At 56.1% G+C, this 15778-nt stretch carries 12 protein-coding genes and 1 pseudogene; 10 read left to right on the top strand and 3 right to left on the bottom strand.

Annotated features, from left to right (window positions below; all coding sequences use genetic code 11):
- The first annotated feature begins 63 nt into the window (after positions 1-63).
- From gcvP to ACUTQ5_RS15535, 3 genes are all read left to right on the top strand, one after another.
- Positions 64-2943 (top strand): aminomethyl-transferring glycine dehydrogenase, encoded by a 2880-nt coding sequence (gene gcvP / locus ACUTQ5_RS15545; RefSeq protein ID WP_445651987.1) that lies wholly within the window; start codon positions 64-66, stop codon positions 2941-2943.
- A 248-nt stretch (positions 2944-3191) separates the two neighbouring features.
- Positions 3192-6455, top strand: a complete 3264-nt coding sequence (locus tag ACUTQ5_RS15540; protein ID WP_445651986.1) for an autotransporter outer membrane beta-barrel domain-containing protein — start codon at positions 3192-3194, stop codon at positions 6453-6455.
- Between the two features lie 134 nt (positions 6456-6589).
- On the top strand, positions 6590-7555 hold the full coding sequence (locus tag ACUTQ5_RS15535) for a quinone oxidoreductase family protein (protein WP_445652029.1): 966 nt from the start codon (positions 6590-6592) through the stop codon (positions 7553-7555).
- Between the two features lie 248 nt (positions 7556-7803).
- On the opposite strand, the pseudogene ACUTQ5_RS15530 reads toward ACUTQ5_RS15535, so the two are convergent.
- Positions 7804-8432 (bottom strand): annotated as a pseudogene (locus tag ACUTQ5_RS15530) (two-component sensor histidine kinase); the annotation flags it as partial.
- Entirely contained in the window at positions 8429-9097 is a 669-nt protein-coding gene (locus ACUTQ5_RS15525; protein WP_445651985.1) for a response regulator, read from the bottom strand. The pseudogene ACUTQ5_RS15530 and the gene ACUTQ5_RS15525, both read right to left, overlap by 4 nt.
- Positions 9098-9284: 187 nt before the next feature.
- Between ACUTQ5_RS15525 and ACUTQ5_RS15520 the strand changes: the two genes are divergently transcribed.
- The 3 genes from ACUTQ5_RS15520 (at position 9285) to ACUTQ5_RS15510 (ending at position 10773) form a co-directional block, all read left to right on the top strand.
- Positions 9285-9503 carry a hypothetical protein gene (locus ACUTQ5_RS15520; RefSeq protein WP_445651984.1) on the top strand — a complete coding sequence of 73 codons (219 nt, stop codon included), beginning with the start codon at positions 9285-9287 and terminating at the stop codon, positions 9501-9503.
- Positions 9504-9648: 145 nt separating this feature from the next.
- A complete protein-coding gene (locus tag ACUTQ5_RS15515) occupies positions 9649-10395 on the top strand; it encodes an SDR family oxidoreductase (protein ID WP_445651983.1) in 747 nt (248 codons plus the stop codon).
- A gap of 60 nt (positions 10396-10455) precedes the next feature.
- Complete coding sequence (locus ACUTQ5_RS15510) at positions 10456-10773, top strand: BrnA antitoxin family protein (protein ID WP_445651982.1); 318 nt, start codon at positions 10456-10458, stop codon at positions 10771-10773.
- An 89-nt stretch (positions 10774-10862) separates the two neighbouring features.
- Here the strand turns inward: ACUTQ5_RS15510 and ACUTQ5_RS15505 are convergent, their stop codons facing one another.
- Complete coding sequence (locus ACUTQ5_RS15505) at positions 10863-11540, bottom strand: GntR family transcriptional regulator (protein WP_445652028.1); 678 nt, start codon at positions 11538-11540, stop codon at positions 10863-10865.
- Positions 11541-11669: 129 nt separating this feature from the next.
- Here ACUTQ5_RS15505 and ACUTQ5_RS15500 point away from each other — a divergent pair, with 129 nt between their 5' ends.
- From ACUTQ5_RS15500 to ACUTQ5_RS15485, 4 genes are read left to right on the top strand one after another with little or no spacing between them, the layout of a single operon-like run.
- Positions 11670-12383 carry a DUF2848 domain-containing protein gene (locus ACUTQ5_RS15500; RefSeq protein WP_445651981.1) on the top strand — a complete coding sequence of 238 codons (714 nt, stop codon included), beginning with the start codon at positions 11670-11672 and terminating at the stop codon, positions 12381-12383.
- On the top strand, positions 12383-13732 hold the full coding sequence (locus ACUTQ5_RS15495) for an amidase (RefSeq protein ID WP_445651980.1): 1350 nt from the start codon (positions 12383-12385) through the stop codon (positions 13730-13732). Before ACUTQ5_RS15500 ends, ACUTQ5_RS15495 begins: the two co-directional genes overlap by 1 nt.
- A 52-nt stretch (positions 13733-13784) precedes the next feature.
- A complete protein-coding gene (locus ACUTQ5_RS15490; RefSeq protein WP_445651979.1) occupies positions 13785-14438 on the top strand; it encodes an antibiotic biosynthesis monooxygenase family protein in 654 nt (217 codons plus the stop codon).
- Entirely contained in the window at positions 14435-15760 is a 1326-nt protein-coding gene (locus tag ACUTQ5_RS15485) for an MFS transporter (RefSeq protein ID WP_445651978.1), read from the top strand. The genes ACUTQ5_RS15490 and ACUTQ5_RS15485 overlap by 4 nt, the downstream gene beginning before the upstream one ends.
- Positions 15761-15778: the final 18 nt, after the last annotated feature.

Raw genomic sequence — 15778 nt, 5'->3', positions numbered from 1 at the left:
GGGCGTTTTAGTTATAGATCAGGCTATATCCCGTACCCCGTAAGCATTCAGGAATTTGTAGCAATGACTCAGACACTCAGCCAACTTGAACACAGCGAAGCGTTCATTGAACGCCATATCGGCTCTTCTGCGCAGCAACAGCAGCAGTTGCTGGAAGCGGTGGGCGCACGCTCACTCAGCGCGCTGATCCAACAGATTGTGCCGGCAGACATCCAACTGCCTGCGCCGCCGCCGGTGGGCGATGCGGCCACTGAACATCAGGCGCTGGCCGAACTGAAGGCGATTGCCTCGCAGAATCAGCGCTACAAATCCTATATCGGTATGGGCTACAGCGCGGTGCTGACGCCGCCGGTGATCCTGCGCAACATGCTGGAAAACCCGGGCTGGTACACTGCTTATACCCCTTATCAGCCAGAAGTGTCGCAGGGCCGTCTTGAGGCGCTGTTGAACTTCCAGACCCTGACTCTCGATCTGACTGGTCTGGATCTGGCCTCCGCTTCATTGTTGGACGAAGCCACCGCGGCAGCCGAAGCGATGGCGTTGGCCAAACGCGCCAGCAAGCTGAAAGACGCCAACCGTTTCTTCGTGGCTGACGACGTACATCCACAGACGCTGGACGTAGTACGTACCCGCGCCGGCACCTTCGGTTTTGAAGTGATTGTAGATAAAGCCGAGAAGGTGCTGGAACTGCAGGGCGTGTTTGGTGTGCTGCTGCAACAGGTGGGTACTACCGGCGAATTGCACGATTACAGCGCACTGCTGGCCGAACTGAAAAACCGTAAAATCGGTACCAGCGTGGCTGCCGACATTATGGCACTGGTGCTGTTGACCGCACCGGGCAAACAGGGCGCCGACGTGGTATTCGGCTCTGCGCAGCGCTTTGGCGTGCCGATGGGCTACGGTGGTCCACACGCCGCCTTCTTCGCCTGCCGTGACGAATTCAAGCGTTCGATGCCGGGTCGCATCATCGGCGTATCCCGCGATGCCGCCGGTAACACTGCGCTGCGCATGGCGATGCAAACCCGTGAGCAACATATCCGTCGCGAAAAAGCCAACTCTAATATCTGTACCTCGCAGGTACTGCTTGCCAACATCGCCAGCCTGTATGCGGTGTACCATGGTCCGCAGGGTCTGCAGCGTATTGCCGGGCGTATCCATCGCCTGACCGACATTCTGGCTGCCGGGCTGCAACAGGCCGGCCTGCAATTGCGCCACAAAACCTGGTTCGACACCCTGACGGTGGAAGTGAAAGACAAGGCAGCGGTGCTGGAGCGTGCGCTGAGCTTTGGCATCAACCTGCGTACCGACATTCATGGTGCAGTGGGCATCACGCTGGACGAAGCCACCTCACGTGAAGACGTGCAGACCTTGTTCGCTTTGCTGGTGGGCGACGATCATGGTTTGGACATCGACGCACTGGACGCGGCGGTAAGCAAAAATAGCCAATCGATCCCGGCGGGCATGCTGCGTCAGGATCCGATCCTGACCCACCCGGTATTCAACAGCTATCACAGCGAAACCGAGATGATGCGTTATATGCACCGTCTGGAACGCAAGGATCTGGCGCTCAACCAGGCGATGATCCCGCTCGGTTCCTGCACCATGAAGTTGAACGCCGCGGCGGAAATGATCCCGATTACCTGGCCTGAGTTCTCCGAGCTGCACCCGTTCTGCCCGCCAGAGCAGGCTGCAGGTTATCAGCAGATGATCGGCCAGTTGTCACAGTGGCTGGTGCAATTGACCGGTTATGACGCGGTTTGCATGCAGCCGAACTCCGGCGCGCAGGGCGAATACGCCGGGTTGTTGGCAATCCGTCATTACCATGAAAGCCGTAATGAAGCCGGCCGTCATATCTGCCTGATCCCAAGCTCCGCTCACGGTACCAACCCGGCTTCTGCCCAAATGGCAGGGATGAGCGTGGTGGTGGTGGCCTGCGACAAGAACGGCAACATCGATCTGCATGATCTGCGCGTCAAGGCAGAGCAGGCGGGTGAAGAGCTGTCTTGCATCATGGTGACTTACCCGTCGACCCACGGCGTGTATGAAGAAACTATCCGTGAAGTGTGCCAAATCGTTCATCAGTTCGGCGGTCAGGTGTACCTCGACGGCGCCAACATGAATGCTCAGGTGGGCATCACCACTCCAGGCTATATCGGTGCGGATGTCTCACACCTTAACCTGCATAAAACCTTCTGTATCCCGCACGGCGGCGGAGGTCCTGGCATGGGGCCAATCGGCGTAAAAGCGCATTTGGCACCTTTCGTTCCAGGCCACAGCGTAGTGCAGATCGACGGGGTGCTCACGGAGCAAGGCGCGGTTTCCGCTGCACCGTTCGGCAGCGCTTCAATTTTGCCAATCAGTTGGATGTATATCCGCATGATGGGCGCAGAAGGGCTGAAGCAGGCGAGCCAGGTGGCAATTCTTAATGCCAACTACATTGCGACCCGTCTGAAAGACGCTTACCCGGTGCTGTATACCGGTCGTGATCACCGTGTGGCGCATGAATGTATTCTCGACATTCGTCCGCTGAAAGAAGAGACCGGCATCAGTGAAATGGATATTGCCAAGCGTCTGATTGACTACGGTTTCCATGCGCCTACCATGTCGTTCCCGGTAGCGGGTACGCTGATGGTTGAGCCTACCGAATCAGAAAGCAAGGTAGAACTGGATCGCTTTATCGACGCGATGCTGGCTATTCGCGGTGAGATTGATCGGGTGGCGAAAGGTGAATGGCCGTTGGAAGATAACCCGCTGGTGAACGCGCCGCATATTCAGGCGGAGCTGGTCAGTGACTGGCAGCATGCTTACAGCCGCGAACTGGCAGTCTTCCCTATTGCCGGTGTACGCGAGAACAAATACTGGCCGAGCGTCAAGCGTCTGGATGACGTGTACGGCGACCGTAACCTGTTCTGTTCCTGCGTACCGATGAGCGAATACGAGTAAGCCTTTCGGCAGTCAGATGTTCAATAAGCAGCGCATTATGCGCTGCTTTTTTTTGCCCGCCACGCTATATGCTTTTCTTGCCTATATATTTGATATGTTGCTAATTATCTTATTTTTTGCACCTCTCTGCAGTTTGTTTCCAATCGGGTTCAAGACGCTTTCCGGTATACATTCCGTTTAAACTCGCATGGTTAAATTGACCTCAGCAAAATATTTTGTAGGGAAGATTGGCTCACAAGGGGTGTTCTATGAAAAGGTTGGCTATCGCAATCATTGCGGTTTTACCCTTCTGCTCCGCGCAGGCGGTTGAAAGTTATGAAGTGCGAAATAACAGCGGGCAAACGGTATTTAAACTGAACTTCTATAGCCCCAGCGATGACGGCTATTTTACTGACGAAGGCGTCCCTCAGCGCTCATCTTGGGTATTGGACGAGGCGCAAAAGGCGCAGGTTATCAGCGCCGCACAGCGCTGGGCCGATATTATCAACCCCAAGCCAGGCCAATTGCCGGGGGTGATCAATATCGGTACTTTTGACGAAAAAAATGCCGGTGCGATGAGCCAAAACGTCAGTGACGACACCTTTAGTCTGACCCAACTTCAGGCCGTGTTGCAGGGGCAAGAAGCGGGCGAGTTGGACAGTGGTGCTCACGCCATCGTCCGCATTGGCAAGCTGGATTTTACTCCTTCACAGGCTTCACCAGCGCAGATCCCGACCGATCACCGTACCGATCTGGAAGTCACGATATTTCATGAAATTGCCCATGCGTTGGGAATAAGTAACGAGGCTGCGGTAGTTGATGGTGTGACTCAGTTCGGCCCGACGCAGGGGAGCTGGACATCGCATCTGTTTGACGACAACGGCAACCCTGCTCAGCCGGGGCAGGCTATTGTGTGCAAAGCTTGCGAGGGGCCGGACGATCCTTCCGCTTTTGACGTGCGCAAGGATCAAGGTTATTTCGCCGGCAGCCATGTCAAAGAGGTGCTGGAAGGTGCGATGCCAGGGGTTCCGGTGCGTATCCTCGATGTAGTTGGCGATTTGGATGACGATTACATGTCCCATATCGAGCTGGATCGCAGCCTGATGAGCCACCAAAATTACCGCAATTACACCTCAATGATGGAAGCCGAATTGGCATTGTTGCAGGACATGGGGTACGACATCGACCGGCGTAACTTTTTTGGCCGCTCGGTTTATGGAAGTGGTCTGGATGTGGTTAACCAGCAAGGGTATTTCGCGCGTAACGCCGCAGGCACTGCGTATATCGATGGTGAAGCCAATACCGCCGCCCGGGGCGTCGGGTTGCATATCTACGGCAGTAACAATCGGATAGAGCAACGTGGCGATTTGCTGGCCGATGGCGTGGCCGCCGCCGGTATTCGCATCGACGGTGCGGGTAATACGCTCAGCATAGCGCCGGGTACCCGGGTGCAGGCCAACGGTGACTACGGCACTGGCTTGATGGTGGCATACGGCGATCGGCACAATATTATTCAACGTGGCAGCCTGGAGGCGATCGGCAAAGAAGGGGTCGCTGCGCGTCTGGATTTTGGCAACAACCTGTTGGGCAATGATGCCGAATATCGCGGCTCCTATATCTGGCAGTGGGGCGGGTTCGACCTGTGGGCAGCACCGCTGGTGTCCAATTTCGATATCACCGGCTCGCTGAGGGGCAGCAAAGCAGCCATCTACCAGTCCGAGAATGCATTGGCCGGCGCAATCAACGTGATGCGCGGTGCCGATATTCAGGGCGATATCATTTCTGACTATGCCCAATGGGACGAAAATAATCAGGCACGACTCACCCGTTTAACCTTCGGTCTGCAGCCGGATGCGTTGGGGCAAGTGACCGCTGTGGCGGATAGCGGTTTTGATTTCACCTATAACGGCAATATTCGCGGTAAGGATAATTTGGCGCTGGTGGCCGAGGGCGGGAAAACCACTTTAAACGGCGAGCATCTGGTGTATAGCGTGGACATTGAGCCGGGTGCCCAGTTGGCGGGCAATAGCCGTTATGAGCTGTCGGATGCCGGACGGTTCACCAATAACGGATTGCTGACTACCGGTTCGCCTTTTGGCCTGGTTTCTATCATTGGTGATTACCTGCAGGGGTCACAGGGGCGTTTGCAACTGATGTTCGACAATCTCGGGCGTGGAGACAGGGTGCAAATCAGCGGAACGTCCAGTTTGGGCGGGGCCCTGACGCTGATGCCGGTAAAAGGCTGGTATGCATCCGACTGGAAACTGAACAGCGCTTCTCTGCTACAAATGGGGCAGAGAAGCGGTGAGTTCAGTCAAATCAGCGTGCAGACGCAGTCCCCGACGTTGAGCTTCAGTACAGCGTCGTTAGCTGCCGGGGAATATCAAATCAGTGCGACCCGTGGGGCATCTGCCTACAGCCAGTATGCACAGAGCGCGAATGAGCGAAATGTCGGGCTGGCGTTGGCCCGTGCGGCGGCGACAGCGGGTAATGAAATGCGTCTGTTACTGACTGCGCTTGATTTCTCTGCCCCTGATGGCAAACAGGTTAACGACGCTTTGGCGCAACTGGAGCCGTCGGCCTACAACAGCCTGATCCAGGCCTCTTTTGATCGTGAGCGTCAGTTAACCCGTGCGTTGACGGCGCCGGAACGTAATTTGACCTTGTCCCCGGTCGACGACGAACAAGACTGGATAAGCTTTGCTCTGCCTTATGGGGGCGGCAACTGGCAGCGCAATACAGGCAATATCACCGGTTACAACGCATCGCGTTATGGCGTGTTGTTCGGCGCGGAGAAACGTAACGTACTGGTGCCAGGGCTGACTACCGGTTTCCACGCGGCGGTTGGTGGACAAACGGTCAATGCCAAAAGTGCCGATCGGGCGCGGACGCACAGTACGTCATTTGATGTTGGTCTGCAGTTCAGCTTCGCGCAGGATCCCATGGATGGGCCGTTTGCCTATGGTCTGGGGCGTGTAGGGGCCGAGGATAATCATATGAAGCGTCAGTTTGATGTTGCCGGTATAAGCGGAACCAGCAAGAGTGACTGGACTGCCTGGAACGGTTCATTAACCCTGGGCGGCGGCTATCATTTGGCGTTAACCGAATCGTTTAGCTTCGGCCCAGTGGTGGCTTTGGATTATAACGCCACCAAGCATCGTACAATTAAAGAGTCCGGGTCTGGTACTTTGCCGATGCAGATTAAGGGCCGTTATGCCGATTCACTGCAAAGCACGCTGGGCGTGGAGGTGCTGTATCAGGGGCCACAGGCTTTGTCCGCCACCCTGCGCCTTGGCTGGCAGCATGAGCTGCTGAGCAACAATGTGACTCAGCGTGCTCAATTTGCCGGTTATGACACCTCTGCTTTTGATAGCAAAAGCACTTTGGCCGGGCGTGATGGGTTGGCAGCGCAGGCTGGGGTGCAGTATCAGCTTACTAAAGATGTTTCTGTGGGGGCCGGGCTTTCCAGCGAGCTGTTCCGTCAGGGCAGCAATTCGTTAGAAGGTAATCTGTCCGTGAACTGGCGCTTCTGATTTCTTCAGCAAGTTGCCGTTGAGTAAAACCCTATAACACATTCGGCAAAGCGTGTTATCAAGGGACACCGCATGATGCGGTGTCCCTTTTTTATTGTCGCTGCACAGCAACCCACACGGAATAAGGAGCAATGATGAGAGCTGCAATGGTAAATGCGTTAGGTCAGCCACCGGTAGTCGGTCATGTGGATGAACCGCAAGCAAGAGAGGGGGAAACCCTGATCGAGGTGATTGTCGCCGGTATCAAACAGTTGGATCGTGCCATGGTAGCGGGAACCCATTACTCCAGTCCGAAGGTGTTGCCGATCGTGCCCGGTACCGATGGCGTTGGTTATGCGCCGGACGGCCAACGGGTTTATTTTGCCTCATTCCGGCAGCCGCACGGTGCACTGGCGGAGCGCACCGTCGCTTCCTGGACCGTGCCGGTACCGGCGGGTGTGGATGATGCTACCGCCGCAGCATTGATTAACCCTGCCTTCGCCGCCTGGCTGCCGCTGCACTGGCGTGCCGAGCTTCAGGCTGGTGAAACGGTACTGATTATTGGCGCGACCGGCACCTCGGGCAAGCTGGCGGTGGCGGCTGCTCATCAGGCGGGCGCAGGGCGAATTGTTGCAGCAGGCCGTCGCCAGAGCGTGCTGGATGCGTTGGATGTCGATGCCACAGTGGATCTCAGCCTAGAAGGGGAGGCATTGGTGCAGGCTTTTGCTGCTGCCGCAGGGCCGAACGGATATCAGGTGATAGTCGATTACATCTGGGGTACGGCGACCGAAGCGCTGCTGGCCACGCTGAACAACCACGACCTGTCTTCCTACGCCGGAGGGCGTGGTATTCGCCTGGTCAATGTTGGGTCGATGGCCGGGCCAGACATTCGCTTACCGGCGGCAGTATTGCGCAGTAACCAACTGCAGATTATGGGCAGTGGCACCGGCAACTTCCCACCGGCGGCTGAGATGCAGAGATATGCCAGGGAGATCCTTGCGTTGGCGGCCACCGGGCAGATTTCGGTCGAAACTCAGGAGCATGGCTTATCCGAGATCGCCGAAGTGTGGGATCTGAACAAGAAAAGCGACGTCCGCTCGGTGATCCGCATTGCCGGATAGCTATTTTTATATTTATGGGCAAACAGCAGTTTGCCCATTTGTTTGCTACTGCAAATCAAGCGGATGCCGTTGCAGTAAATTGGGTGGGCGATGTTGCCTTAACTCTCCGATGACGCCAGATAGTTCTCGGGTAGATCAATAACAAACCCGACGCCGCGTTCATCAAGCCCTTCGGCTACCCGTAGTTGCGCACCGATTTTATCCGCCAGATTTTTGGCAATCGCCAGCCCCAGACCGCTGCCGACTTGCAGAGTACCGGGCTTGCGGTCAGAGATCATTCTGGCAATTTGTCGCAGTGGCCTCAGGCTGATATAGGCGGTGAACAGCAAAGTGACAATGATGGCTGCCAGAGTGACCAACAACGGGATCGCGGTGCTTTCCGCCGGATTGCCGAAAATAGTGGTGCGGTTGTCAAAGAATTCGCCGACGATCACCCTAAATTGCTTTTTATCACTCCAACTGCCGGCAATATGCCATTTCACATTGGCGTAGCTGATGGTGCCTGATAGCACCGACGGTGGCAGGAACAGCGGTTTTTCCTGTGACGGTGAGGCGTAAAGCATCTGGTTGTTGCTATCGTAAACCACAAATAGTGGCCGATAGTCTATTTCGTCCTGCATGCCACTTTTGATCGAGTCGATATACATGACTTCGATATCTTTAATCATCTCAAGATAACTGCGGTTGGTAACATCCGTCTTATCAAGAATATTGGCTATCCCGCGTGCGACAATGCGTTGCTGATTATCTAAATACTTTTCCGCGTCCGCGGGTAGTATGAATATGTCACCCAGCCAATCAATGCGCCCCAGAGCAATAATATGGCTAAAGCCTGGAAAATAATGGTGCGCATAGAAAAGGATTTAAAAATTATCATCCCAGAGTCTCTTTTTTTAATAAATAACCGATGCCACGCACGGTGATAATTTTTTCCTTGCCAATCTTGCGCCGCAAGTTATGCATATGCACCTCCAGAGAATTACTTTCCACGCTGTCGCCATGGCCAAACAGACTCTGCTCCAGCGAGGTTTTACGCACTACGGTGCCGGCGCAGCGCATCAGCTCATGCAGCAGCCGATACTCCTTTTTCGATAACAGCAGCAGTTCGTCAGCCAGCGTTACCTGATGATTGATGGGGTCCAGATACAGATTGCCCAGGCTCCAGGTTTGGGAGGCAAACCCGGCCATGCGGCGGTTCACCGCCTTCACGCGTGATATTAACTCAGGCAAGGCGAAAGGTTTGGCCAGAAAGTCGTCCGCGCCGGAGTCCAGGCTATTGACCAGGTTTTCGATACAGTCGCGGGCGGTCAGAATAATGATTGGGATATTTTGTCCGGCGGCCCGCCACTCGACCAGTTTCTCTAATCCATCCCCGTCTGGCAGGGTCAGGTCCAACAACATTAAATCGAAACTGCCCTGAGAGAGTCTGGTTTGAGCATCATGCACCAGCCGCACCCAGCATAGCTCAAAGCCCGCCAGCTCTAATGCCCGGCACAGGGCCTTGCCAAATTGCAGATCGTCTTCCACTAACAATATGTTCACGGGGTATCCGGTTTATGTCACGGTACTGGCGGTTATATAACTACAACCACCGGGGGAAGACAACGTCGACATCCTTTTTGCCCATCGTTCTTAAGCAAACCTTAATCTGGGATTAATATGACGTTAAGGGAGCATCGATATATTTCGAGTACGCTGACTCCTGCAAAAGTCATCAGGGTAGGGAAAAATGCGTATCGACAAATTTTCAACGGCGGTTACCTGTACAGATGCGATTTTATTGTTGGTTTTGGTCATGCTACCTTCTAACGTTGGCGCGCAAGGGAGTAATTATCCCACCAAGGTTTCCTCTCCCCCGTCGCATATTCAGCATGTGGAGCCACGGAGTTTTTCTAAAAACTTAAAGCCACGGATTAAAAAGCAGCTGCGTCGTTTGGCACTGTTATAAGGTTTATTTTAATAAGGAGGAAAATAGAAAATACCCTTGGATATTCTGCAGCATGGATATCTATACTCTGTTGAAGAAGGTGGCTGAGGTAGCTTGCTGAGCGCCAGTTACCGGTTATGACTTCCCAATCAGAGAAAGGAACAACATGACTAAAGTTGCACTGGTCACCGGCGCCAGCCGGGGTATTGGCCGCGCCACTGCGTTGTTGCTGGCCCGTCAGGGTTATGCGGTGGGCGTTAACTATCTGCAGAATGAAGCAGCGGCGCAACAGGTGGTCGCGGAGATAGAATCACTGGGCGGTCGGGCGCTGGCGCTGCGGGCTGATATTGGCGATGAAAGCCAGGTAGTGGCGATGTTTAGCCAATTGGATGCCAGCCTCGGCCCGATTGACGCGCTGATCAACAATGCCGGTATTCTGTTTCAGCAGTCGAGCATTGAGCAACTGACCGCCGACCGCATTAACAAGGTCTTGACCACCAACGTCACCGGTTATTTTCTCTGCTGCCGCGAGGCGGTGAAGCGTATGGCGCATCGTCATGGTGGACTGGGCGGAGCCATCGTCAACGTTTCCTCTGCCGCCGCTCGTTTAGGGGCTCCGTGGGAGTATATCGACTATGCCGCATCAAAGGGGGCGGTCGATACTCTGACAACCGGACTGGCGCTGGAAGTGGCGGCTCAAGGTATTCGCGTTAACTCGGTGCGGCCGGGGTGTATTTACACTGAGATGCATGCCAGTGGCGGTGAGCCGGGGCGTGTTGATCGGGTGAAAGGCAACTTGCCGATGCAGCGCGGCGGCACCCCGGAAGAGGTGGCAGAAGCCATCGCCTGGCTGTTGTCCGATGCTGCTTCTTATGTCACCGGCAGCTTTATCGAGGCCGCCGGCGGCCGTTGACAACTGGTTACTCCCCTTTAATTTCGGCCCGCAAAGCGGATGCACGAGAAAGGGGGATGTATGAAACGCAAAAATTCGGTTAGGAATGTGCAGCACAGCATCCTGCCTCCCCTGACGGAGGAGCAAAAAGCGCAGATAGCCTCCTTGAGGGTTATGCCGGATGATGATATTGGCTATGGTGACGTCCCTGCGCTTAGCGATGAGCAATGGGGAACGGCATTAAAGGGGCGGTTCTACAAACCGATGAAGGTATCAAAAACGGTCAGGATTGATGCTGACATTTTGGAATGGCTCCAGAGGCCGGGCAAGGGTTACCAGAAGCGTTTGAACGCGGTCCTGCGTGCCGCTATGTTGAAAGGCCAAGAGCTCGAAGAGTAAAATTATTTATCCGCAGGTGCTTATCCTGCAGTTTAAAACCCGGTAGCTTTAGAGACGCCGGGTTTCTATTCAGTATTCTCAATACTCAATCAGCCCTCATGCAGCAGCGCACTGCGGAACGACATAATGTGCGCCTCTGCTGCATTGGCAGCTGCGTCGTCATCCTGTGCGGCCAGTGCAGAGATAATGGCTCGATGTTCTTCGATCACCTCTCGCATATGACCTTCGCGTGACAGCGTACTGGCCCAAAAACGCTGCGCCCTGGCGTGCAGCACGCTCAGGATGTCCGCCAACATATTATTCCCGGCGATCTGCGCCAGCTGCTGGTGGAACTGATGATCCAGCGTCATCATCTGCACCCGATCGCGGCGCTGACTGGCGGCTTCGATTTGTTGATTGAGGGCTGTCAGTGCGGCGACCTGTGGTTCGGTAATTCGCTTGCTTGCCAGCCGCATACAAAGCATTTCATTGGCCAGTCGGACTTCAATCAGTTCCAGTGCGTCATCCATCGACAGTGGTGAGACCATCACCCCCTTACGCGGGATCACCTGTAACAACCCTTCATTAGCCAGCCGGTGGATCGCCTGATTTATCGGCGTTCTGCCCATATCCAGCTCACTCATTACCTGTGCGGTATTGAGATATTCACCAGGTTTATAGCTTAACGTCACCAGTGCCTGCTTAAAGCGCCGGTAGGCCAGTTCATTCAGTGACATTCCGGCTTCCTCTGCCGTCGGGAGTTCCTGGCTCTCTGCGTCAAGGCTCATCACGTTCTGCTCCTGCAAGAAGAAAGTTTTTAGACATAGTACACAAAAACATGGCATGGAAATCGCTTATTTGGTAGCTAAAGATATAGTGAAATTTCACAGTATTTTAACTAAAGAGGCACAAAAGCCATGAGACTGACCTTCACTTTACCTGAATCCAGCGGTGCCGGGGTGCTGGATGTCGAGATCGACCATCTGGTGATCGCTGGCTGGACCGGCCGCGATCGTGAGGCCATCCTGCACCATATTAGGGAGTTGGCTGAACTGGGCGTGCCCCAACCCAGTGCAGTTCCGCTGTTCTATCGGGTGGCCGTTAATCAGCTCAGTCAGAGCGATTGCATTGAAGTGATCGGCAATGCCAGCTCCGGCGAGGCGGAACCGCTGATCTTTACTCATCAGGGGGAACTGTTTGTTTCGCTGGCCTCAGATCATACCGATCGTCAGCTTGAGGCGCACAGCGTCGCGCTATCCAAACAACTCTGCGTCAAACCGGTAGCTCGCGCTGCCTGGCCGCTACGGGAAGTGATTGCCCACTGGGATTCACTAATCCTGCGATCCTGGATCAAAGAGAACGGTGAGTTCCGGCTTTATCAGCAGGGTTATCTTGCCAGTCTGCGTACTCCCGACGATCTGCTGGATCGCTATTTGAGTGGCCAGCAGGTGCCGGAGGGCGGGCTGACGGTACCCCAGCCGCGCAATGGTTTAGCGATGGCCTGTGGCACGGTGGCGGCGATTGGCGGTATACGTCCGGCGACCGAGTTTCGTATGGAACTGGTGGACGAAGTGCTGGGACGTACCATCTGCCACGGCTATCGCAGCATAGAACTGCCGGTGGTGGCGTGATGAAAAAGCTGACTTTAACGCAGGCTGTTGCCGGATTGGCCAGTGGTGAATTCACTGCTGTGCAACTGACCGCCACCGCGCTGGCGCAAATCGCCGACCCACAGGGGGAGGGCGCACGCACTTTTACTCATGTTTATAGCGACTGGGCACAAAAGCAGGCATTGGCTGCCGATCGGCGGCGTGCGGCGGGAACCCCTTTGTCGGTGCTGGACGGTGTGCCGGTATCGGTCAAAGACCTGTTTGATGTCGCCGGGGAAGCGACTGCCGCAGGTTCGTTGGTGTTGACCGATGCGCAGGTAGCTAACACCCATGCCGCCGTGGTGGCGCAGTTGTTGCAGGCTGGCGCGGTGGTGATCGGCAAAACCAACATGACCGAATTTGCTTATTCAGGGCTTGGGATCAATCCCCACTACGGCACACCCGCCAACCCGTGGGATCGCCCGGCATGTCGTATTCCCGGCGGTTCGTCTTCCGGTGCGGCGGTTGCGGTGGCCGACGGCATGTGCTTTGGCGCGATAGGCAGCGATACCGGTGGCTCGGTGCGTATTCCGGCGGCCTTCTGCGGTCTGACCGGCTATAAACCCACCGCCCGGCGCATCAGCAGTCGTGGTTTGCTGCCTTTGTCACCCTCACTGGATTCGATTGGCGTGATCGCCCATGACGTTGCCGGTTGCATCGCGCTGGATGCGGTGATTGCCGAACAGCCGCTGCACCCGCAGCAGAAAACGTTGAGCCAGGCGCGTTTTGCCGTGCCACAAACGCTGGTGCTGGATGGTCTGGATGATGAAGTCACCTCCGCCTTTCATCTCAGCGTCCAGCGGCTGGTGCAGGCCGGGGCACAGATTGAATCTATTCCCTGCCATGAGTTCGCTGAGCTGGCTGCGATCAACGCCGCCGGGGGGTTTACCGCGCTGGAGTCCTGGCGCTGGCATCAGCCGCTGATTGCCGAACATGCCGAAGACTATGACCCACGGGTGCTGTCGCGTATTCGTCGCGGTCAGTTGCTCGATGAGTGGGATCTGCAGCAATTGCAGATGCAGCGTACCGATTGGCAGCGGCGGGTGACCGCAGCAGTGGACAAGTTTGACGCGTTGTTGATGCCAACCGTGCCCTTCGTTGCGCCGACCATTGCCGAACTGCAGAAGGATGACGACACCTATTTCCGTATCAACGGTGCCGCGTTGCGTAACCCTTCGGTGATCAACTTCCTCGATGGTTGTGCGCTATCGCTGCCTTGCCAGCGGCCCGATACGGCACCTGTGGGGCTGATGGTGGCCGGGCTACCGCTGCAGGACGAGGCGTTGCTGGGTTGGGCGCTGGCGATCGAACGCTGCCTCGCCGAGGCGTGATTTTCCGGTGGGGGGCGACCCCGCCTTACTTTGAGCTAACAGGAGAGTACCCATGACCGGTTCCCCAAACGGAATGCTGTTTGTCGCAACAGATGTCGCCGCTCAGGACGAGGCGGATTTCAATAAGTGGTACGACCGCGAACACGTGGAAGAGCGAGTACGGGTGCCTGGTTTCTTGTCGGGCACGCGTTATCAGGCGCTACAGGATGGGCGCAAATATCTCGGACTGTATAAAACCGAATCCCTGGCCAGCTTTACTTCGGCGGCCTACCGCGCCGCGTTTACCGAACAGACCCCATGGTCGGTAGCGAGTCTCGATAAAATGCGCGATCCGATGCGCCGTGTCTGCGCGGTGGAGGCGGTGACCGGCCAGGGGTGCGGCAGCCATCTGGCTATCCTTACCCTCGAACCGGCCGAGCCGCATGTGCTGAAGGCCTGCATCAATCATTTGGGCAGCCTCCTGGCGGAACAGCCCGGTTTTGTGCGCAGCAGCCTGCTGTCGCCGGACGCGGACCTCAGCTCGCCGCTGCCGAAAGAGTCGCGGGAAAACCGCAGGTTACTGCCGATGATGCTGATCGAAAGCAGCAGCGCCGAAGCCGGCCAGCGGCTGGGTGAGTTGGCCTGCAGCCAACTGAAAATCCCTGCCACCGGTGCCCTGCATTATGCCCTTGGTTGGCAACTGACCACACAGGAGCTTTCATCATGAGTACTTCAACCACTCAACCGTCAATCGCGGACGCGTCCACTGCCGATGTTCCCGCCCATCCGCCGAACACCGGCAAACTGGCGGCGGCCAGTTCGATTGGCACTGCGCTGGAATGGTATGACTTCACCGTTTACAACATCATGGCGGCGCTGATTTTCAACCACGTATTTTTCCCCTCTTTCGATCCGCTGGTGGGCACTATTTTGGCATTTTCCACCTACGCGGTTGGCTATGTTTCGCGGCCGATTGGCGGTATCGTCTTTGGTCATCTTGGTGACGTGCTGGGGCGGCGTTTTGTATTGGTGACCACGCTGGTGATCATGGGCGTGACTACCGCGCTGATGGGGCTGCTACCCGGTTATGCCAGTTGGGGGATTTGGAGTCCGCTGCTGTTGGTGACACTGCGCTTTATTCAGGGGATTGCGCTGGGGGGCGAATGGGCGGGGGCGGTATTGCTGTCGATGGAACACGGTAAATCTCATCAACGCGGGCGCAACGCCTCCTTTGCTCAGGTTGGCCCTTCTTGTGGAACGCTGATCGGCACCGGCCTTATCACGCTGGTGACGGTGGCGATGACGGCGGAGGACTTCCAGCAATGGGGTTGGCGTATTCCTTTCCTGCTTAGCCTGGTACTGGTGGTGTTTGGCCTATGGCTACGCCGTGGCGTGGGAGAAACGCCCGCGTTTCTGAAACTGGAGGCATCGAAGGACGTTACCCATTCACCGATCCGCGAAGTTTTCACCCAGTATCGGCGCCCACTGCTGATCGCCGGCGGTTCGCGTATTGGTTCCGACGTGCTGTATGCGCTGGTAGTGGTTTTTACCCTGACTTACGTCACCACGGTATTGAACCTGCCGCGCCCGCTGGCGTTGGCCGCCACCATGTTGGGGGCGATCGGTAACGCGATTACCGTGCCGATGTTCGGCGCACTGTCCGATCGTTTTGGTCGTCGGCCGGTGTATATCGGTGGGGCATTGGCGGCGATGGCTTGGGCGTTTGTGTTCTTTATGCTGCTCGACAGCAGCCAGCCGGTACTGATCTGTCTGGCGGTGGTGGTGGGGCTGTTGATCCATGCGGCAATGTATGGCCCACAGGCGGCTTTTATTACCGAACAGTTTCCAACCCGAGTGCGCTATGCGGGGTCGTCATTGGCTTATACGTTGGCAGGGATTATCGGTGGTGGCTTTGCGCCGCTGATCATCGCCTCGTTGTTTAAGTCTTACGACAGCACGCTGGCGATCTCGGCCTATGTGGTGCTGGCTTTGTTAATCACGCTGTGGGCGGTGATTGCCGCCAAGGAAACGGCACACAAGCCGTTATGAATGGCGTGCCGGGTGAAG

The sequence above is a fragment of the Serratia sp. NA_112.1 genome (genome assembly GCF_052691715.1).
Note: the sequence above shows the minus strand (reverse complement) of the source record. Positions and strands in the feature narration are given on the sequence as shown.